The sequence below is a fragment of the Vibrio sp. SCSIO 43137 genome (genome assembly GCF_028201475.1).
Lineage (GTDB): Bacteria > Pseudomonadota > Gammaproteobacteria > Enterobacterales > Vibrionaceae > Vibrio.
The window spans coordinates 1901705-1922766 of sequence record NZ_CP116383.1; the positions used below are offsets into that span (position 1 = coordinate 1901705).

18 protein-coding genes and 4 tRNA genes are annotated in these 21062 nt (G+C 43.5%); 8 read left to right on the top strand and 14 right to left on the bottom strand.

What is annotated here, in order from left to right:
• The first annotated feature begins 102 nt into the window (after positions 1-102).
• Complete coding sequence (locus PK654_RS08890; RefSeq protein ID WP_271695233.1) at positions 103-855, top strand: electron transfer flavoprotein subunit beta/FixA family protein; 753 nt, start codon at positions 103-105, stop codon at positions 853-855.
• Positions 852-1778, top strand: coding sequence for an electron transfer flavoprotein subunit alpha/FixB family protein (locus PK654_RS08895; RefSeq protein WP_271695236.1), 927 nt, complete (start codon positions 852-854; stop codon positions 1776-1778). The genes PK654_RS08890 and PK654_RS08895 overlap by 4 nt, the downstream gene beginning before the upstream one ends.
• Before the next feature lie 96 nt (positions 1779-1874).
• On the opposite strand, the gene PK654_RS08900 is transcribed toward PK654_RS08895, so the two are convergent.
• On the bottom strand, positions 1875-2837 hold the full coding sequence (locus PK654_RS08900; protein WP_271695238.1) for a porin: 963 nt from the start codon (positions 2835-2837) through the stop codon (positions 1875-1877).
• Positions 2838-3474: 637 nt separating this feature from the next.
• Here PK654_RS08900 and PK654_RS08905 point away from each other — a divergent pair.
• Entirely contained in the window at positions 3475-4083 is a 609-nt protein-coding gene (locus tag PK654_RS08905) for a winged helix-turn-helix domain-containing protein (RefSeq protein ID WP_271695240.1), read from the top strand.
• Between the two features lie 174 nt (positions 4084-4257).
• Positions 4258-4812 carry a regulatory protein ToxS gene (locus PK654_RS08910; protein WP_271695241.1) on the top strand — a complete coding sequence of 185 codons (555 nt, stop codon included), beginning with the start codon at positions 4258-4260 and terminating at the stop codon, positions 4810-4812.
• 554 nt (positions 4813-5366) lie between these two features.
• Here PK654_RS08910 and PK654_RS08915 read toward each other — a convergent pair.
• The 6 genes from PK654_RS08915 to PK654_RS08940 all read right to left on the bottom strand — a co-directional run bounded on the left by PK654_RS08915 (position 5367) and on the right by PK654_RS08940 (position 10781).
• Positions 5367-6527, bottom strand: coding sequence for an IS30 family transposase (locus PK654_RS08915; RefSeq protein ID WP_271698744.1), 1161 nt, complete (start codon positions 6525-6527; stop codon positions 5367-5369).
• Positions 6528-6765: 238 nt separating this feature from the next.
• Positions 6766-6841: transfer RNA gene (locus PK654_RS08920), tRNA-Gly, on the bottom strand.
• A gap of 6 nt (positions 6842-6847) precedes the next feature.
• Positions 6848-6934 (bottom strand) — tRNA-Leu (locus PK654_RS08925).
• Between the two features lie 156 nt (positions 6935-7090).
• Positions 7091-8839 carry an ATP-binding protein gene (locus PK654_RS08930; RefSeq protein WP_271695242.1) on the bottom strand — a complete coding sequence of 583 codons (1749 nt, stop codon included), beginning with the start codon at positions 8837-8839 and terminating at the stop codon, positions 7091-7093.
• Positions 8840-8843: 4 nt separating this feature from the next.
• Positions 8844-9383, bottom strand: coding sequence for a heme NO-binding domain-containing protein (locus PK654_RS08935; RefSeq protein ID WP_271695243.1), 540 nt, complete (start codon positions 9381-9383; stop codon positions 8844-8846).
• A gap of 156 nt (positions 9384-9539) precedes the next feature.
• The gene (locus tag PK654_RS08940) at positions 9540-10781 is read right to left on the bottom strand and encodes an HDOD domain-containing protein (RefSeq protein ID WP_271695244.1); all 1242 of its coding nucleotides are present in this window, start codon (positions 10779-10781) and stop codon (positions 9540-9542) included.
• Between the two features lie 430 nt (positions 10782-11211).
• On the opposite strand from PK654_RS08940, the gene PK654_RS08945 reads away from it, so the two are divergent.
• Positions 11212-11514, top strand: a complete 303-nt coding sequence (locus tag PK654_RS08945) for an isoamylase early set domain-containing protein (RefSeq protein WP_271695245.1) — start codon at positions 11212-11214, stop codon at positions 11512-11514.
• 346 nt (positions 11515-11860) lie between these two features.
• Here PK654_RS08945 and PK654_RS08950 read toward each other — a convergent pair.
• The 5 genes from PK654_RS08950 to uvrY form a co-directional block, all read right to left on the bottom strand.
• Positions 11861-11936, bottom strand: a tRNA-Gly gene (locus PK654_RS08950).
• Positions 11937-11952: 16 nt separating this feature from the next.
• Positions 11953-12026: transfer RNA gene (locus tag PK654_RS08955), tRNA-Cys, on the bottom strand.
• A gap of 226 nt (positions 12027-12252) precedes the next feature.
• On the bottom strand, positions 12253-12810 hold the full coding sequence (gene pgsA, locus PK654_RS08960) for a CDP-diacylglycerol--glycerol-3-phosphate 3-phosphatidyltransferase (protein WP_271695247.1): 558 nt from the start codon (positions 12808-12810) through the stop codon (positions 12253-12255).
• A 47-nt stretch (positions 12811-12857) separates the two neighbouring features.
• Positions 12858-14690 (bottom strand): excinuclease ABC subunit UvrC, encoded by a 1833-nt coding sequence (uvrC, locus tag PK654_RS08965; protein ID WP_271695249.1) that lies wholly within the window; start codon positions 14688-14690, stop codon positions 12858-12860.
• The gene (gene uvrY, locus PK654_RS08970; RefSeq protein ID WP_271695250.1) at positions 14690-15334 is read right to left on the bottom strand and encodes a UvrY/SirA/GacA family response regulator transcription factor; all 645 of its coding nucleotides are present in this window, start codon (positions 15332-15334) and stop codon (positions 14690-14692) included. The genes uvrC and uvrY overlap by 1 nt, the downstream gene beginning before the upstream one ends.
• A gap of 382 nt (positions 15335-15716) precedes the next feature.
• Between uvrY and PK654_RS08975 the strand changes: the two genes are divergently transcribed.
• The gene (locus tag PK654_RS08975) at positions 15717-18080 is read left to right on the top strand and encodes a DNA polymerase II (RefSeq protein WP_271695251.1); all 2364 of its coding nucleotides are present in this window, start codon (positions 15717-15719) and stop codon (positions 18078-18080) included.
• A gap of 18 nt (positions 18081-18098) precedes the next feature.
• Here the strand turns inward: PK654_RS08975 and PK654_RS08980 are convergent, their stop codons facing one another.
• On the bottom strand, positions 18099-18878 hold the full coding sequence (locus tag PK654_RS08980) for a nucleotidyltransferase domain-containing protein (RefSeq protein ID WP_271695253.1): 780 nt from the start codon (positions 18876-18878) through the stop codon (positions 18099-18101).
• Between the two features lie 155 nt (positions 18879-19033).
• Here PK654_RS08980 and efpL point away from each other — a divergent pair, with 155 nt between their 5' ends.
• Both efpL and PK654_RS08990 read left to right on the top strand, forming a co-directional pair.
• Complete coding sequence (gene efpL, locus PK654_RS08985; RefSeq protein ID WP_271695254.1) at positions 19034-19603, top strand: elongation factor P-like protein EfpL; 570 nt, start codon at positions 19034-19036, stop codon at positions 19601-19603.
• A gap of 11 nt (positions 19604-19614) precedes the next feature.
• The gene (locus tag PK654_RS08990; RefSeq protein ID WP_271695255.1) at positions 19615-19953 is read left to right on the top strand and encodes an HI1450 family dsDNA-mimic protein; all 339 of its coding nucleotides are present in this window, start codon (positions 19615-19617) and stop codon (positions 19951-19953) included.
• 88 nt (positions 19954-20041) lie between these two features.
• On the opposite strand, the gene rluB is transcribed toward PK654_RS08990, so the two are convergent.
• Positions 20042-20935: a 23S rRNA pseudouridine(2605) synthase RluB gene (gene rluB / locus PK654_RS08995; protein ID WP_271695256.1), complete on the bottom strand. Its 894-nt coding sequence runs from the start codon at positions 20933-20935 to the stop codon at positions 20042-20044.
• Positions 20936-21062: the final 127 nt, after the last annotated feature.

A 21062-nucleotide genomic window follows, 5' to 3' on the forward strand; every position in this document is an offset into this window, starting at 1 on the left:
TGTTAAATATTCATTATAATGCAGTTGACGTAAACGTAAAGGTAAATTAACATCAAATTATCTTGTCGCTATTTGCGCATGTTTGTGAAGAAGGAACTTACCGTGAAAATACTCGTACCAATTAAACGGGTCATTGACCCCTACATTAAAGTTCGCGTTAAAGCAGACAACAGTGATGTAGAAACAAACAATGTGAAAATGACCATTAATCCGTTTTGTGAAATTGCTGTAGAAGAAGCGGTCAGAATTAAAGAAGCAGGCAAAGCCGACGAAATAATTGTCGTCAGTGCAGGTGGTGCAGAGTGTCAGGAACAGTTGCGTACAGCCCTTGCCCTGGGTGCCGACAGAGCTATTCATATCGATACAGACAATAAGCTGGAACCACTCACCGTCGCCAAATTGCTTAATGCTGTTGTAAAGCAGGAGCAGCCAAAATTGGTGATCACCGGTAAGCAGTCCATTGATTCGGACAATAATCAGGTTGCCCAGATGCTCGCTTCCCTACTCGACTGGCCACAGGCAACATTTGCCTCAGACGTAGAGCTGGATGAAGAGTCAATTCAGGTAATACGGGAAGTAGACGGCGGATTGTTGACAGTTAAAATGCCATTGCCTGCTGTAGTCAGTACCGACTTGCGCCTGAATGAACCCCGTTTCGCCTCCCTGCCTAATATTATGAAAGCCAAACGTAAACCTATGTCCTCCGTTTCACCTGATGATCTTGGCGTTAGCATCAGTTACCGGCATAAGATAGAAAGTGTCTCTCCTCCTGAGCAGAGACAAGCCGGCATCAAAGTTGACTCTGTTGCAGAACTGGTTGATAAATTGAAAAACGAAGCAAAGGTAATCGCATGAAAAATTTAATTATTGCTGAGCATGATAATCAAACTCTTCATGCCGACACTCTTAAAGTCGTTAACGCTGCAAGTCAGACTGGAACAGATAATACCTTGTTGGTTGTTGGTTATCAGTGTGACTCTGTAGCACAGCAGGCTTGTTCCGTTGACCATATCTCACATGTTATCTGCATCGATAATCAGCAGTATCAACATCACTTTGCCGAGTATGTCGCCCCTGCGGTCGTTCAAATGGCGGAAGGCTTTGAGGGCATTTGGTTTAACACATCGGCTAAAGGCAAAGATATTGCACCGCGGGTAGCGGCTAAATGCGATGTTGGGCAGCTGTCTGAGATTGTAAAAGTGATAGATGACTCGACATTCGTCAGGCCAATTTATGCAGGCAATGCCCTTGCCACTGTCTCCTGTAGCGACAATTTAAAAGTAATTACTGTCCGCGCTTCTGCGTTTGATGCTGTTGAAAACAGCAATCAGGCAGATCTCTCTCAGCACTCATTAGAAGTTAACGCGCCGGATGTGCAGTTTGTTTCTGTTGAGCAGACAGAGTCTGAGCGGCCTGAACTCACCGCAGCAGAAGTGGTTATTTCCGGAGGGCGTGGTGTCGGTAGTAAAGAGAACTTTGCTCTGGTAGAACAACTGGCCGACAAGCTTGGGGCAGCCGTTGGTGCATCGAGGGCTGCTGTAGACGCAGGCTATGTGCCTAACGACCTGCAAGTGGGTCAGACAGGTAAGATTGTTGCTCCCAAGCTCTATATCGCTGTTGGGATCTCAGGTGCTATTCAACACTTAGCCGGTATGAAGGAGTCAAAGGTTATTGTTGCGATAAATAAAGATCCGGAAGCGCCAATTTTTGAAGTGGCCGATTATGGTCTGGTCGGAGATCTGTTTGAAGTACTTCCTCAACTGGTAGACAGCCTGTAAAGCATCCAACAAAAGATTTTACCGTCAGGTAGCGATATTTCACCATTAAAAAGGCCTCCATCAGAGGCCTTTATCTTTGCTAACTTAGCACACTAATTAGAAGTGGTAGTATGCAGCAGCGAATACGTGAGTCTCTTCGTCGCCAGTCTTAGTATCGTCTGTACGTTTGATATCAATACCCATATCAGCGCGTTCTGAGATTGTATACGTAGCAGCAATGTTATAAGCATTTTCGTCTACGTCAGCCTGAGCCTTCTCTTCTGTAGTCTGGTCAAAGTAACCTGCAGCCAGAGTAAATTTCTCAGTTACAGCGTAGCTTACTGAAGCGTAGAAACCTGTCTGCTCTTTTTCTGTCGCATTGGTTCCGGTCAGATCAGAGGCATCACCGTCGTTAACCCAGTAGTTCAGACCAGCCTTAAACTGACCGAAAGTAGCGTTACCAGACAGCGAAAGAACCTTATAGTCTGCATCATCGCGGGACTCGTAACCGGCATAAACGTTGAAGCTCTCTTGCTCAAGACCAAGATAACCATTCACACCTGAATCAGCAACGTCGTGATCATCTGCTGTTTCAAAGTAAGAGATACCGTAAGCAAAACCACTGGTAGAGCCCTGGAACTTAACTACGTTAAAGCCGTCACTCGCGTCACCAGCAGAAGAACCGAACTCGTAAGTCAGGTCACCGGCACCATCAACTTTATCTAGTGCTGTATCGTTTTCCCAACCAATAGAAGCAACACCGAAGCCGGTATCCCAACCGATCCATGCTTTGTCTACATCAGTAACCGATTCGTTCTCGATTTTGGTCGCTTCTTCATCCGTAGAGTAGTTTTGCTCAAGGTCGACCTCAAGGTAACCAACAAGTGCATCGTTTTTGTAGTTAACCTTTACTGTAATTGCCGTTGCCCAGTCATCATAGAATGCTTCTGATGCAGTATCGTAGTAACCGCCGATACCAACAGTACCTTTAGTTGTAAACTCACTGTTTTCTGTGCTGATTTCTGCAAACGCCGAAGTTGATAAACCTGCTACAGCAATTGCCAATAGAGTCTTTTTCATATTAATTCCACTTTTTTTCAAAAAATTTAATAGTCAGAGCATTTATCTAACGCTCTTTTGTTATTTTCAGAAACGAAACCGCCCAACTTCAATAAGTTAAAAACCGTTTGACCATCTGAGTTCGAAACAAAATTCTCACTAATTAAAATTTTCGTCAAATGCGAAAAGATAAAACAATAAAACCTCATATATCATTAACTTACATTTATAATTTTGAATTATAAAAGATTTATAAAGGAGTTATAAATAACAATAAGACCGTAAAAATCACTATAAGTACATATAAAGAATCACCAAACAATATAAAAGTACAGACACTCAAACAACCAATTTTTTTAGCTTAATTAGCAACATTAACCTATATATACAATATATTTCACCACCCAAAGGGGCATAATCAGAATTAAAAGCCGACTTGCTGCTTATTTTGCCACAAATAGAAAATATTGAATTTTATAGGTGATATCAATCACATAGTATGAAAATAACAAAAGGAGAACATAAAATCTGACTAAAACAGAAAAGCTGGTAAAAAATGATTATTAAAGAAAGGTAAATATTATTGATAACGGATGACACCTTTTAAACTGCATGCTAACATCCGAAAACAGTGAGCATTTATTAGAAGTAAAAGATAATGTTTAACAAAAAGTATTTAATCAACGAGAATCATTTATTCGACCCTGAAAGAAAAACCATTTCTGTTCAATATGAAGATAAAAGGGATATTATTCTTGGTAATAATGAGAGTGATATTTTCCTTACCCTTATTGAACGAAGACCAGAAGTATTAAGTAAAGAAGATCTGGTGGAACTGGTATGGGAAGATAAAGGTTCAGCAGTTTACGGCTCGAGTGTTGTTCAATCTATATCAACTCTGAGAAAAACCCTGAATGATTCAACAAAATCACCGCTATTTATAAGAACTGTACCGAGAAAAGGGTATCAGTTTGTTGGTATTATTAGCGATATCATTGAAGAAAAACCAATTGTTGAACCTGTTATTAACGCGGAAGAAACAACTAGCACAGTAAATATACAAGCCCCAACTAAGTTTACAACGGCTTCAAATAATAAGTTGCCGCTTATAGTGTTAGCAATGCTGTCGTTTTGTATATGTGGCTATTTACTCTACTCGTCAAAGCAACAGACTAAGCCTACTGATCTTATCAGTGTTGGTGACTATAAAGGTATTCCGGTCTTTAGTTTCGGTCAGAATCCGGAGAAAGGTGTCGAGGCTATTTAGATAACATCTAGCCTGACAGACTTGATGACGGATTCCCCGGAGATAGAGCGATTTATTATCGCCTCCAGCTATAAAGGCGATTTAATAGTCAATACCATATACAATAACCAACTGAAAAATAAAACATTTATAATCAACAAACATCTTATTAAGTAACAGCAATAAAGATAAATTATGAAGAAGTACCTCAGCTCCTACACACTGATTATTGTTCCACTTTTAGTATTGCCAATCATTGTGATTTACAAGCTTACTCAACATAACTACACAGAGTTTCTGTCGTCTAAGACCTGGCACTCTGAAAGAGTTATCTTTGTTAATCCCGATGATAACCGCCTGAAAATTAACAATGTAGCAGGTGCACGAATCAATATTGACGGCAATATGAAGTTCTTCGATAACTCATCTTACGTACAAGGCGTAAATATCAGAGTCTATGATGCAGAAGATCTTGAGATTTATTATATAAAGATGTTTATACCCGGGGCGTGGTCGGAGAATCAGGGACATTTGTTTCTTAAGTCGGATATAAAGCGGATTGAGGTTATCGATATCAATACTGGTGACAGGGAAAATAAAGAACTGGTCGAGTTTTTTAAAATGATGAGCGTTACTAGCTTCAATAATTTTCTTTCATTAGATATTATCGATACAAATACTATTATCACTACAAATATAGACTTATTATCAGTCGTCTGGTACGGAATTGAGCGTTCAAGTAGTAATTAATCGATTCCTGGGCACTAAGCTCAGGAAGCTTAAAAATATATAAATATAAATTAAACAGTACCAACCTCATCAACCAGAAATGAACGTTAACAAGAAAGATAGTCACGGCCATTATCTTATTTAAATTTAAACATAGCGAGAGACGCAATTTTCTCTATTTTATCTACTGGTTACATACTAATTCTTGTTGACCAATTTATTGCCTCTCTTATGTACAACAACCATAATACCCTCTGGTACTATTGCACTCAGGCTCCTCTCCAAATTTATAAGTAAATCTCACCGTTATCGGGCAAAGGTATGCTGTAGTGGGTTAAGGCAGGGTTAAAACTCGTTAACCTTATTGCGGAAATAAAGATGGCATAATATAGGCGACAACGACGCGGCCGGCTAGGTGCGGCCGGCTTCGGACACGAGGTTCCTCGTGCAATTCAAAGCCTTGAAATAGCAAAAGCCCCTAGTATTTCTACTAGGGTCTCTTAGAATTTGGAGCGTCGCGGCCGGCTGCGGGCACGGGGTGAGAGCTCGTGATGCTAAAAAGAACGATTGTAGATTCAAGGGATCATAGCAACACCTTTTTCAATCATGTGCGATGGTGTTTTAAATTTCAATGTTTTCCGCGGGCGTTCATTTAATTGACATGCCACCTTATTAAGGGTTTCCTGCGAGTGCAGCGATAAATTAGTTTTTTTAGGGAAGTACTGTCTAATCAGGCTATTAGTATTCTCATTCGTTCCTCTTTGCCATGGGCATTGAGGGTCACAAAAATAAACGGGGATACCTATTTCCTTTGTCAGATCAGCGTGTTTAGCTAGTTCCATCCCTCTATCCCAAGTTAATGACTTTCGATATTCAGCAGGCATTTTTTTAAATACAGTTAATAACGCTGTATGGACTGACTCGGCGTCTTTTCCTGCAAGTTTGAGGATGATTGTGAAGCGAGATTTTCTATCTACAAGAGTGGCGATATGTGTATTCTTTGAACCTGATACAAGATCACCTTCCCAGTGACCTACTGACTTACGATTCTCAATGTTCTTGGAACGTTCATGTATGGACACACCGTTCACAATGCTCGTGAAACTTCTATCACCGCTTCGTCGATGATGTCGGCTGTGACGCATCGGCCTACCTCTGCGTAGATGCTGAGTGAAGGAGTGATGAATAATACTTTTGGCTCGGATATACATTGATTTATAAATGGTTTCATGTGATATCTGCATGCTTTTTCTACGTGGATATTGAACTCTCAACCAACCTGATATTTGTTCGGGAGACCACTTCAGTTCAAGTTTTGATACGACAATCCCTCTGAGTTCAGTGTTGCGTTCTAAAGCTCCAAGCTTTGGACGTTTAGCCATACGTTTTGCTCGGTTGTCTGCATTAACAGCTTTGTAATAACGACGACCTCGGTTGCGTGCAACCTCTCTCGAAATTGTTGAAGGAGAGCGGTTTAGCATGCGAGCAATAGCTCGTAGCGACATTTTGGCAGATAGAGCAACTCTGATTTCCTCTCGTTCTTCCAGAGTTAAGTGTTGCTTGTTCCTTTTTCGTGTATTGGGTTTGATGCCCCCAGTTTCACGTAATGCTGTAAATACAGTACCTGGTGCTGCGTTTAATATTCGGCCAATATCGCTATATCCAGTACCTTGTTTCCATAAATTAAATACGAGATCTTTCTCTTCTTGAGTAAACGTACGTTTTGCTCGTTTCATCATTGGTGTCCATGCAAATCAGTATTTTAGTAAAACTGTTGCGATGACCAATTGAATCTACAATCACCACCTTCATAGAAGGTAGTTTCAAATTGACAATGAAAAAGCCCGCTCATTTCTGAGCGGGCTTCTCTAATTTGAAGCGTCGCGGCCGGCTTCGGACACGAGGTTCCTCGTGCAATTCAAAGCCCTGAGATAGCAAAAGACCCTAGTATTTCTACTAGGGTCTCTTTGAATTTGGAGCGACACACGAGGTTCGAACTCGTGACCTCAACCTTGGCAAGGTTGCGCTCTACCAACTGAGCTAGTGTCGCATAAGATGGTGCCCCGGGCCGGACTTGAACCGGCACAGCGCGAACGCCGAGGGATTTTAAATCCCTTGTGTCTACCAATTCCACCACCAGGGCACGCTTTTCAGCGATGGTAACACCATCTGCTCCCAACGCTATTGCGTCGGAACGGGATGTACTTTACTGGATTGAAATTTTTCGTCAACAAGAAAATGTATTGTTTTGAACTGTATGGCTAAAAATCGGCCTAACCACACTGTTTTGAACAGATTGTCACCTATTAACCCTTTGCACATCTCTGTTTTTCTGTCGCTGCCTGCCTTTATCAAGCCATTCAACCATTACCTGCTTAATCTCGTCGGCCGTATAGGGTTTGCTTAGTATGTCGTCCATTCCTGACTCTATACACATTTGGCGTTCTTCAAGGGTGGAGGCGGCCGTTAAGGCAATAATAGGTGTGTTTATGCCCTGCTCTCTTAAGCGTTCTGTTGCCTGATAGCCATCCATTTCCGGCATTCTGCAGTCCATAAACACCATATGGTAATTTTTGCTATTAACCGCCGTTATAGCCTCCAGACCATTGCTGCAAATGTCCGGCTCTACACCTATCTTTCCGAGCATCTGTTTTACGATAAGCTGATTCAGGCTGGTATCATCAACCACCAGCACACGGACACTCTGCCAGTTTATATGCGGTTGTTCGCTGACCAGCACACCCTGAGCACATTCGGCAGAGTCTCCTTCAGCTACGGCCAGACTGAGCCGGAAACAGGTTCCTTTGCCGGGTTCACTTTCACACTCAATAGTGCCGTTCATTAAATCTGCAAGGTTCTTACAGATGGCTAACCCAAGGCCTGTACCTTCAAACGTCCGGCTACTTGACCTATCTGCCTGAATAAAGGGGTCATATAGGGACTCCATCGCCTGTCTGGCGATTCCTATACCTGTATCTGTCACTTCAAAAGTTAATGTTCCACAGCGCCAGGCTGCATCGAGGGTTACACTGCCCTCTCGGGTGAATTTAAATGCATTACCGATTAAATTCACAAGTATCTGCTTGATACGTTCCTGATCCCCTAAGAGCACCTGTGGAATTCCGTCTGTTTCCACTAAAAACTCAACACCAGACTCTTCTGACTTAGCAGCAAAAATGCCATTTATTGATTGCTCCAATTGCTGCCACATAAAGTGTTTAGGCACTATCTCCATCATTCCGGCGTTCATTTTGCTGAAATCCAGCAAATCGTTGATTAGTACCCTAAGCAACTCACCGCCCTGAGAAAGGTTTTGTAAATACTCTTGCTGCTCATCATTCATTACCGTTCGTTGCAGCAAATCCACACTGCCTAACACCCCATTTAAAGGGGTTCGCAACTCGTGGTTTATCATAGCAACAAATTCTTTTGTGGCTTTTTCTGACTCTTCCGCCCGTAACCTAAGTTCCACCTCTCTCTGCCACAGCAGACTGCGACTGAGCGCTACCTTTATCAGTTCCCCGATAAGCGCTAACTTAGTGCTGATTGTCTCTCTGTCTACTTCACTTGTATCGAGTATAAAAACGAAACCGGCAACCTGTTTTCGCTCAACCATTATCGGCATAAAAAGGCGGTTTTCTTCCCAGCAGTTAAAGCGACAATAACTGTTTTCACAACCCTGAAGTTTTGTGTTTCCGTATAGATACACAGGCAGTTCAGGAAAGGTTTCCTCATTCAGATAAAGTAGTGAATCAGTAACGAGCGGGTTTTCAGTGATCTGACGGACAAATGAGTGCAGTTGTATCTCATCCAGTTTTTTTGCCAGAAATGAGTGACCGAAACTAATTAACACCCGGTCAATATGGTCTTCAAACTCAAACTTACGCAAATGTTGTTCTGAGCGCTTTTCCAGCTGTTTCATCGCTGACTGCAACTGACTGTTTATCTGGTATAACTCCAGACTCTTATCTTCCAGTAGTTTCTCTGCGGCTTTGCGCGCCAGCGTCTCTCGTTTCAGCTTACGTTCAAGATGAGAGATATTTTCCATAACTTCAGCTCTTAGTCAGTGCGAAGCGGACCAACTGTCCGTCTGCCTGGGTGTTTATCATCTCTATTTCAATCTGTTCATTAAAATGTCTGGCACAACCTTTTATCAACCCGAAGCAGACATGGCTCATGCAACGCACGCTACGGTAGTCAAATACCATCTCTGTTTCATTTTCACTGATAAATTCAAAGGCAGGCGGTTTAGCATCAGGATAGAGCTTCTTTACTTCGACATGAATATACTCTTCTACATGACGGACAAACTGAAACGCGCTATTACATCCTTTCAGCTCTGCCTTATTCGGAATGGTGTTATAAAGATGAACAAATACGCTTTCGCCAAACACCTGCTGCAAATCCGTTGCAGATACACCAGTAATGTCACTAAGAGCCACTATAAGTTTGACCAGATCGCCATGACCATATGAGCCGACAGAAGTATAAATGCCTTCATCTCCGGCCCTGTCCAGCATGGCATCTAATACTTCCAGACCAAACTTTTCTTCAACTAACTGCATAAATTCGGTAAAGATAATTCCCTTCACTGTTAATCCCTCGCCGTCTTCCGTGACCAGCCCGGATGCCTTTGATCAAAGCTATTGTTAATTAGCCATTATTTGCTTCACAGGTTAAGAATGAGTGATAAAGTCTAGATTTTCAATTTTTTTCAGTAAGATAGCGTTTATTTTCAGCTACTAGAACTACATAGAGAGGGTGAGTTTACCCGGGCTTGATTGTTGCAGTTTTTTCAGGGAAGCCCCGTCCATCTGAACATTGGCAAACCAGAAAGGAGCAAGTTTATCAATAAAGACATTGCTTGCTTTCATGGTGTCGTAAATGGAAAACGCTCTTGCCTGTGCAAGGGCAACACCATGAAGTGAGCGAGCCAGCACTGGGGTTTGCTCAATATCTTCGATTAAGGCATTCTTCAGGTGCACCCCACGAGGCCCCCAGTCAATATAATCAATAATATTCTGCGTTAGCTGTTTATCAAGCTTACATAAAACCGACGGTAACACAGACAGGGTTGGCGTTACTTCAGAACAAGCAAAATATTCGCTCATCTGTTCATTATCACGAAAATCCTGCATTACTGAAATTAAGGCATCTTCAAATATCTGACTAAAGTAGTTACACACCGCAAAGTAAGAGAAAGCTCTAATCATACCAATTAATACTCCCTCGTCGGGTTCCTTATAGCCTGCATCATTAAGACGCATTCTGGTTACATTAGCCATCACTATGGCATGTTGCCAGATTTTAGGGGCGATAAGACGGGTGTTTTTATCCGACCATTTCAGCAAAGGCCGAGCCATCAAAACCGGGAATAGTTTTCTGCAGTTTTCAATTCCCATATAGCCGATGGCGACTTTGGCATCTTTAGTCTGTTTCGGATATTTACCCAGTAATTTACAAAAGGTGTCGTTGCCGACTAAATCCAACACACTATTGCTTAGGGGTGAGCTTAAGGTAGCAAGAGTACCCAGACGGGAGAAGCTGAGTGAAGCAGAATACGCAAAAGAGACAAAATGACCAAAATCCGGAAATCCCCATAAAAGCTTCTGAACACTCATCTGCGACAAACGATCCAACATCATTTTTTCCGTAGTAACCGACACCCTCTTAACCACTTTATCTAAAACCAGTTGCCTCTCTTCTAGTTTTTCCCGGCGCTCAACCACTCTCTGCTTTTCACACTGTAACAGTATCCGTTGGTTTTCAGTGATACGCTCTTTCTCTTCAAATATCACTGAGTCACAGTATTTACCCTGCAAGCTCAACAGACTATCTACATCCGACTGATCGACAATATACTTCATACTCACTACCCATTGAGCATGCCGTTGTACCGTTTGTTCAGCCACTTTACGGGCTGCATCTTCAGCTTTACTTTCGTATCTCTTGTCGCTAAATAGCTTCTGGGTCAAATCTGCTGAGCTCAATACAACCTCCGCTTTTAATAATCTTTTTATTATTAAGATTAAGTACAGCACAGATCTTGTGAATGTCACTGTAGATCAGCTCTATAAGTGGTTTTACCTGTGTCACTTCAAGCTATTTTTGTATCAGCTGGTATCCGCTCTCATTGTTTGCCATCCGTGCAAAATTTTGCACAATACCATTACATTAGAATATTCTTCTATACATTTTTCATATACAGTAGTTTCATAATGATATCAGGCGTTTAACAAGTAACTCATACAAATAAATCACATATATTTCATAATGTTATCAATAAAACTTTTTATAATCTGACTTGATGTAAGCCACAAAATAAACTATTTATACCCAAGTAACCTCAAGATTCAGAGCAATTTTATGAGGTGATTTGGATATATTAATTGTTATGTTATGGACTTATAGGAAATTGAGATGTTGACTAAGCGTTTTTTTAAAACCAAGGATGAAGTAGAAGTAACATTCGAATGGCCTCAGGGGGCTGAATCCACGGTTGCGGTTGCCGGAGATTTTAATGGCTGGGAAGCTATGCCGTTAAAGCTTAATAAAAAGAACAAATCTTACCGGCTAAAAGTAAGATTACCGAAGGGAGACAGTTTTCAGTTTCGCTATCTGATAGATGACTCTACATGGGAAAATGACCCTGCGGCTGATGACTATGTCAGAAATAGCTTCGGTACCGATAACAGCCTAATCTCTACTGTAGAACAAGGCTAAGCTAACAACAGATATTGAGAAGCCCTGATATATTTATCGGGGCTTTTTTCTGATGGTATTTTATTGAACCTATAACGAAAAAACCCGACCATTTCTGATCGGGTTTCTATAATTTGGAGCGACGCGACCGGCTGCGGGCACGAGGTGAGAACTCGTGATGTTAAAACGAAAAAACCCGCTCATTTCTAAGCGGGTTTTTAATATTTGGAGCGACACACGAGGTTCGCTTTCTTTTGAACATAAGCGTGACTTCAACCTTGGCAAGGTTGCGCTCTACCAACTGAATAGTATTTTCTTACTAATAGATACCAAAAAACCCGACCATTTCTGATCGGGTTTTAATGTTTGGAGCGACACACGAGGTTCGAACTCGTGACCTCAACCTTGGCAAGGTTGCGCTCTACCAACTGAGCTAGTGTCGCATAATATATCAGGAAATGGAGGCGCGTCCCGGAGTCGAACCGAGGTCCACGGATTTGCAATCCGCTGCATAGCCACTCTGCCAACGCGCCATCTTTTTCAAGAACTTCTTCCTGACTACGGGGAGGCATTTTACGCATTCACCCTACTGAGTCAACTCAATTTTTTCATTTTTGAACTGTTTGATTAAATTCCCGTCAGAATCATCAAAATTAGATCTATTTCTAGACAAAACGGGCGGTATTTCTACTGTTCATCATTAGCACAAACAAAAAAAGCGGGACTCTCAGGTTCCCGCTTTTCAGAATACATTTTTATCTATTGGTGCTCTTCGTTCAAAAGGTCATCTTTTGCTGCTGCCAAATACTGGAACATGGACCAATAAGTCAGGAAGGTTGCTATATACAGCGCAGCATAGCCTAACCAAATCATCCAGTCATCATAGCGCCAGACTAACACCCATAAAGCGAACATCTGCGATACGGTTTTTACCTTACCTATCCATGAAACGGCAACACTGGAGCGTTTGCCTATTTCAGCCATCCATTCGCGAAGAGCTGATATGATGATTTCTCTGGCAATCATAGTAATCGCAGGAATCGTCACCCAGATACTGGCAAAGTGCTCAGTGATAAGAATCAGTGCAGTCGCCACCATTACTTTGTCAGCAACAGGGTCAAGAAAAGCACCAAACCTTGAAGTCTGACCTAGCTTGCGGGCCAGCATACCGTCAAAATAATCTGTCACACCAGCAACAAAAAACACCATTGCAGCGACAAAAGGCGCCCATGAGTACGGCAGATAGAAGGTAACCACAAAAACCGGGATTAATACCAGTCTGAGAAGAGTAAGAATATTTGGTATGGTTAAACGCATTTTTTATAGGCTCTTATACATCGCCCGCTAATGGTGCGGGAAAAAAGTTATTCTTTCAATGCCTGATGTATTTTTTCTGCTAAAGATTGGCTTATTCCGGGTATTTTGCTGATATCTTCGACACTTGCGCGTTTCAGCTCCTGTAATCCGCCCATATATTTAAGCAGCGACTGACGACGTTTAGGGCCGATACCTTCTATACCCTCTAACGGGCTGGTGCGACGTGTTTTTGCCCGCTTGGCTCTGTGACCGGCAATAGCGTGATTATGGCTTTCATCACGGATATGTTGAATCAAATGCAATGCAGGAGCGTCACTAGGCAGATGGAACTCATCTCCGGATGTGGTTATCAAGGTCTCCAGCCCCGGCTTACGTGTTACCCCTTTTGCAATACCAATTAATTTCGGCAGTTTAGGCCAGTCGCCCCAGTGGGCTGATATAATCTCATAGGCTCTGTTGAGCTGCCCTTTACCACCATCAATAAAGATGATGTCCGGTATCTTCTCTACATTCAGCTGTTTACTGTAACGGCGCTCCAAAACCTGTCCCATAGCAGCATAGTCATCGCCTCCGGTAATACCGGTGATATTGTAGCGTCTGTACTCCTGCTTTACCGGTCCTTCCTGATTAAACACCACACAAGAGGCTATGGTGCTCTCTCCCATGGTATGACTGATATCAAAACACTCCATACGACGGATTGAGGCAACACCAAGCGCTTCCTGCAGCTCACTCACACGCTGATGAATGGTCATCTTATGGTTTATCTTGCTGGTCAGTGCCGTCAGGGCATTGGTATTTGACAGCTTAAGATATCTGCCACGTGTTCCGGACGGGCTCAGGTGCAAAGAGACCTTTCTGCCTGATAGCTCAGTAAGTACTTCAGAGAGTGGCTCCATCTCCTGCAACAGATCTTTGTTGAGAATAATACGGTTAGGAATGGTTCGGGCTTCGTTATGGCCAATATAGTATTGGCTCAGGAAGCTATAGAATACCTCTTCCCTGCTGGTGTTATTCGGGATCTTAGGAAAGTGGCTTCTGCTACCCAATATTTTTCCCTGACGAATCATAAGAATATGGATACAGGCGATGCCTTTCTCTTGTGCGAAACCCAGAACATCCATATCTTCCATACTGTCTTCAGAGACAAACTGCTGCTCCTGAACACGGCGGATTGCCTGAATCTGATCGCGGATCTTAGCCGCATCTTCAAATCTGAGCTCCTGACTGGCCTGTTCCATTTTGCTGATCAGCTGGGATACCACTTTTTTGTCTTTACCACGCAAAAACAGACGGACCATCTCAGTCAAATCGGCGTACTCTTCATCCGAGATAACAGCCGAAACACAAGGTGCAGCACAACGACCAATCTGATACATCAGGCAAGGACGGGTACGGTTACTGTAAACCGTGTCTTCGCACTGGCGTACCGGCAATATTTTCTGGATCAGGTGAAGGGTTTCCCTCACTGCGCCTGAATCAGGATACGGACCAAAATATTCACCTTTGCGCTTTTTAGCGCCACGGTGCATAGAGAGCCTTGGGTGCTTATGTCCGCTAAGGAAAATATAAGGGTATGACTTATCATCCCGCAGCAGCACATTATATTTAGGCAGATACTGCTTAATATAATTGTGCTCAAGGATCAAAGCTTCGGTTTCGGTATGAGTGACTGTCACATCTATTTTACGGATATGACTGACCAAAGCGCGGGTCTTTTCGCTATCGACTTTCTTTCGGAAGTAACTAGAGAGTCGTTTCTTTAGGTCTTTGGCTTTACCAACATAAATAATATCAGCCTCGGCGTTATACATTCTGTAAACGCCGGGCTGACTGGTAACTGATTTTAGAAATGTTTCTGAATCGAAATGAGAGGGCACTAAAGGGTCTCGGTATCTAGCATTCCATGTCGAATAGCGAGGTGAGTAAGCTCAACATCACCATTAATATCCAATTTGCTGAACAGACGATAGCGGTAACTATTTACCGTTTTCGGGCTTAGGTTCAGCTGTTCTGAAATGTCGGTAACACGTTGGCCTTTAGTAATCATCATCATGATTTGCAGCTCACGCTCGGACAGATCTTTGAACGGGTTTTCTGACGCGGAAGAGAATTGGCTTAGCGCCATCTGCTGCGCAATTTCCGGAGAAATATAACGCTGCCCGCTATGAACTACACGGATGGCATTCACCATCTCATCCGGTCCTGCACCCTTAGTAAGATACCCAGACGCACCTGCCTGCATAACTTTGGTCGGGAACGGATTTTCTGTGTGAACCGTGAGCACAATAATTTTCACATCAGGATTAAAGCGTAAAATCTTTTTAGTCGCTTCTAAGCCGCCTATTCCTGGCATATTCATATCCATAAGGATGACGTCAGCATGGTTGCTGCGACACCATTTTACAGATTCTTCACCGCTGTCAGCTTCCCCTGCTACGTTCATTCCACGGACGTCTTCAATTATACGTCGTATCCCTGTGCGAACCAGCTCGTGATCATCTACAAGGAAAACATTTATCAAACTTGTATCTCCACACAACTAACTTTGGTTCTGATACTTACCTTCACAGGTATGCATCAACCTTTCTATCTTAACTCATTTTGGCCAAATTTGCGTAAAAACTATTTGCGCAAACCCACAAAGTTTAGCAAAAACTTAATTATCAATAACACCAAGCTGCTAATTTATTTAGGTTTTTTATCAAAAGCCTAAATTGAGGCCCCAGTAACAGTACCTGTTCGGCTATCCATTTACCATCATTAATTGCTACGATCGCCATTAAATTGTTTTGCCGTAATTGCTAACGCCTTATATTTTCACACTTAAAGCAGAAAAATATTTCCCCCTCCAGCTTCTTACGCTATAAGATCACAGCAGTACAAGGCAGTAAAGCGAGGCCACATTGGATATTCAACAAGGGTTTATTCTTACCCGGCAGGCAAGAGACATACGAGGCAGAACCCAGATAGACCTCTGGCTGAGTACAGATAACGGCCCGGTAAACCTTTTGATTGATAATGAAGCTGTGGTCTTCTTTATTCCGGCAACCGATGAAACTGAAGCTCGCTCACTGATTGAGAAGCACTCTCTTTCCGTCATGCTAAAGCCACTGTCACTTGTGACCTTTGAGCAGACCCCTTTACTAGGTTGCTACTGCACCACCAGCCAAAGCGCCACTGAAGCTAACCAGCTGTTTCAACAGCATGAGATAGCTTGTTTTGAGCAGGATATCCGTCTGGCCGATCGCTTTCTGATGGAGCGCTTTATTCAGGGCAGCATTGAGTTTTACGGCCAGTCTCAGGAAAAACCTGACTATCGGCTGTTTAAACAGGCAAAGTGCCGCAAAGGTGAATATCTTCCCTCCCTCTCTTATGTTTCCCTTGATATTGAATGCTCTGAAAAAGGCATCCTTTACTCTGTCGGTCTGGATTCACCGCTGGACAGCCGGGTTATTATGATCGGCGACAGTGAACCGGCGGATACAACGATTGAGTGGGTGGAAGATGAAAAGCAACTGCTTATTGCCCTGACCAACTGGTTTAGCCGCTTTGACCCGGATTTAATACTGGGCTGGAACGTTATCGACTTCGATTTTCGTCTGCTGGTAAAACGTGCAGAGTGGTATGGTATCAAGCTCAATATCGGCCGGGCCGGTAAACCGGCTTACTTTCGCCAGTCAGCTCAGACTCAACAAGGGTTTATCTCCATTCCGGGTCGGGTGGTTCTGGATGGTATTGATACCCTTAAAACCGCGACTTATCAGTTTCGTTCATGGTCGCTGGAATCTGTCTCACAGGAGCTGCTGGGCGAAGGAAAAGCGATTCACAATGTTCATGACCGTATGGATGAAATCAACCATATGTTCAGGAATGACAAGCCATCGCTGGCCCGTTATAACCTGCAGGATTGCGTTCTGGTTAACCGTATTTTTGAGCAAACTCATATGATTGAGTTCGCCATTCAGCGTTCAAGACTAACGGGGCTTGAACTGGATCGCATGGGCGGTTCTGTAGCTGCATTTTCTAATCTCTATCTTCCACGGCTGCACAGGGCTGGTTATGTTGCTCCCGGACTGCAGCCGGATAACTGGCTGGCAAGCCCCGGCGGATTTGTAATGGACTCCCTGCCCGACCTGTACGACTCGGTTATTGTGCTCGACTTTAAGAGCCTTTATCCATCCATTATCAGAACCTTTCTGATTGACCCTATGGGGCTGATTGAAGGATTAAAGCTGACAACAGGTAAAGAGAAGGATCAAGCCGTTATCGGTTTTATTGGCGGCCAGTTTCATCGTGAAAAACACTTTCTTCCACAAATGATTGAACAACTCTGGTCTGCCCGTGATGAAGCAAAGAAGGCCAACGAGAAGGCATTTTCTCAGGCAATTAAGATTATTATGAACTCCTTTTACGGTGTGCTTGGCTCGTCTGGCTGCCGCTTTTTTGATGCCCGGCTGGCCTCCTCTATCACCATGCGCGGTCATGAAATTATGAAACAGACTAAGGTGTTAATAGAAGAAAAAGGCTATCAGGTTATCTATGGCGATACAGATTCCACCTTTGTCCACCTTAATAATGCCCATAGTCAGCAGGATGCCGATAATGTTGGCCGGGAGTTGGTTAGTTATATTAACCAGTGGTGGGCTGAGCATCTGAAAAATGAGTATGCCCTTGATTCATGTCTGGAGCTTGAGTATGAAACCCACTATAAAAAGTTCCTGATGCCGACAATCCGTGGCTCAGAGACAGGGTCGAAAAAGCGTTATGCCGGACTGGTTGAAAACAGAGGCAAAGAAGAGATCATCTTTAAAGGGCTGGAAAGTGCCAGAACCGACTGGACACCCCTTTCCCAGCAGTTTCAGCAGTCCCTTTATCAACTTGTTTTCCATGATCAGGACCCGTCAGAGTTTATCCGCCAGTATGTGGACTCAACCCTGAACGGCGAACGCGACGAACAACTGGTTTATCAAAAACGCTTAAGACGCAAACTGAGTGACTATCAGAAAAACATTCCGCCTCAGGTAAGGGCTGCCCGCCTTGCCGACCAGATAAATGAACAGCTTGGAAGGCCTCTGCAATATCAGAACCGGGGAAGGATTGAGTACGTGATTACGCTAAACGGGCCTGAGCCCCTTGAGTACAGAAAAAGTGCCATTGATTATCAGCACTATATTGATAAGCAGTTAAAGCCGGTTGCGGATGCAATTTTGCCCTTTATTGGTCTCGATTTTGATAGCCTGAATGCACCACAACTGGGGCTTTTCTAAGCATCACTATCTGGCGAGTTAACCTATCCTGAATTCAGTTTTCTTATAAGCTTTTACCAACCAGTCACCAAAACTGTCTATCAGGCCGATCACCGAGCGTTTAGGGATCACCCTTCCGCTTAGCAGAATCTTCAATCGTTCAATCTCCTGCTCTTTATCTGGATGGTAGCGCAGAAAGCCTTCTCCGCACTCAACCGGGCTGTCATACCAATGCTTATCTTTGTACATAATCAGCGAGTAACTGGCCCGCAGCAGTTTTTTGGCCAGAATAACCTGATATTTAGACTGCTCTTCCGGGCTGGAAGCTTTGGCGATTTTCTGCCGGTACAGGGTGATCCACTCTTCCACATCCATATTCCAGTATTTGGCAATCTCCCAGCTCGGTTCAAACTCACCATAACGGCTGGAAAGATCATCTCCATACACACAAACGCAACAGTGTTTCAGCATAAAGCCCCAGGTAAAGATACTTTCAAGCTGAAGAATTTCATGGGCTTTGGTGAACTGGAATGATAGCTCTGTAACAAAAGGGTAAGCTTTTTTGAAACGCCATTTAATGGTGTTGATCAGTGTATTAGTTCTGTCGCTCAGCGGCCCCTGAGTAACCACTATAATATCGATATTAGATTTACCGGGAACGGCTGTTTTTCGGGCAACACTACCGAACAGGTAGAGGCTGTGTAGGTTACTGCCCATTCCGCCCTGAAGCGCCTGAATCAACTCTTTGATCACAGTTTGGTATTCATACTGGAAGGGTTTACCGGGGTCGATAACTGGCAATGGTACTGTTTTTGTCACTTATGTTGAGCCCTTGTTCTACGGAAAGTTAACACCGTTTTAAAAACGGCTTTGAGTATATGCGCTATCCCTATCAGATTTCAACTTTGCCCTTGTTTTCTCGCTGATTTACCCTCATTATTTCGCAGATAAATTTTGATAAAGGATACTTTGTAATGCCTAAGGCAAGTGAAATTAAGAAAGGTTTTGTCATTGAATCAAATGGTAAGATGTTGCTGATTAAAGATATTGAGATCACCACTCCGGGCGGACGTGGCGGCGCGAAGATTTATAAGCTGCGCTGTACTGATCTGGCAACGGGTTCAAGAGTTGATGAGCGTTTTAAGTCTGACGACGTTGTCGACACTGTTGAAATGACCAAAAGAGCCTCAGCCTTCTCTTATACCGATGGCGATGAGTATGTCTTTATGGACACTGAAAACTTCGATCAATACAGCTTTAATAAAGAAGATATTCAGGATGAGTTACTGTTCTTCAATGAAGATACTCAGGGCCTGTTTGTTATCTTAGTTGACGGTAAAGCGGCCTCTCTTGAGCTACCGGCATCTGTCGAATTGGTGATTGAAGAAACTGACCCTTCTATCAAGGGGGCTTCCGCGTCTGCACGGACAAAACCTGCCCGTTTCGCGACCGGCCTCACTATTCAGGTGCCGGAATATATCGCTACTGGTGATAAAGTTAAGATTAACACCGCAGAACGCAAGTACATCAGTCGCGCTGATTAATAGGAGTAGCAATGTCGGATCAAGAAAATTCATTTGAGCTAATGTCGTACGATGATGTTATTGAAACGGCTTACGATATATTTTTAGAAATGGCACCGGACAATCTGGAAGCAGCCGATGTGATTATCTTTACTGCCCAGTTTGAAGACCGAGGCGCAGCAGAGCTGGTTGAAACTGCTGACGACTGGACCGGGCATGTCGGCTTTGAAGTAGATAAAGAGGTCTACGCTGAAGTTCGTATTGGTCTGGTGAACCCGGATTCAGATGTACTGGACGAAGTATTTGCACGGCTACTTATCAGCCGGGACCCGGAACATAAGTTCTGCCATATTTTATGGAAACGCGATTAATCGCAGTATTGCCAGACACAATATATCCGAACAGAAGAAGGGCGCTATAACAGCGCCCTTCTTATTATTCACTTACCTATTCGGCCAGTTATTTTCTTGTTCTTCTGCGTTGCTGGTTTGAACGCCCTTTTGGAGTGTTAACTCTCTCCTCATGGCGCTTAACCGCTCTGCGGATTTTCTGGCTTCTTGAACGTTCACGCTTGCGTGATGTGTTGTTAACCTCAATCAGGCTGGTCTTCTCCGGTGGCAGTTCAACCAACTCTCTCAGGTAATTCACTTCTTTTAGTTCAAGTTCCATCCAGCCACCACGTGGCAGGGTTTTCTCAAGGAATATATCACCGTAACGAACACGCTTCAGGCGGCTTACAGTGGTATCCTGCGTTTCCCATAAACGGCGGACTTCACGGTTACGACCTTCGTTGATCACCACGTAAAAGGTATGGTTCATACCTTCACCACCGGCATAAACAATATCCTCAAAGCGGGCCATACCGTCTTCCAGCTCAACACCTTTTACCAGGTTACGCACTTTCTGTTCGTTAACCTCACCAAATACCCTTACCAGATATTCACGCTCTACCTGACGGCTCGGGTGCATCAGACGGTTAGCCAGTTCACCATCAGTAGTAAACAGCAACAGACCAGAAGTGTTAGCATCAAGGCGGCCTACAGAAATCCAGCGCGATCCCCTGATTTTCGGCAGCCGGTCAAATACGGTTCTGCGCCCTTCCGGATCATGGCGGGTACAAAGTTCACCTTCAGGCTTGTAGTAAGCCAGTACCCGGCAAACCGTAGCGTCAGTAGTTTTCAGGTTTACAGTATGACCATCGATACGCACAATAGCATTCTCATCTTCCAGACGTTCGCCCAGTTTGGCCACCATACCGTTTACGCTGACACGACCAGCTTTAATCAAAGCTTCAAGCTCACGTCTTGAACCGTGTCCAGCTCTTGCCAGTACTTTCTGTAATTTTTCGCTCATTGATAACCCTTTTTTGTCGTCTTCACAGACGTCAATCTATTAATAACTAATTTTTTAGCAGCTGGGCATTATACATGAAACTCAGCCGGTTTTTACAGCCCGCAATAAAAAAAGAAGAGCATTTCGC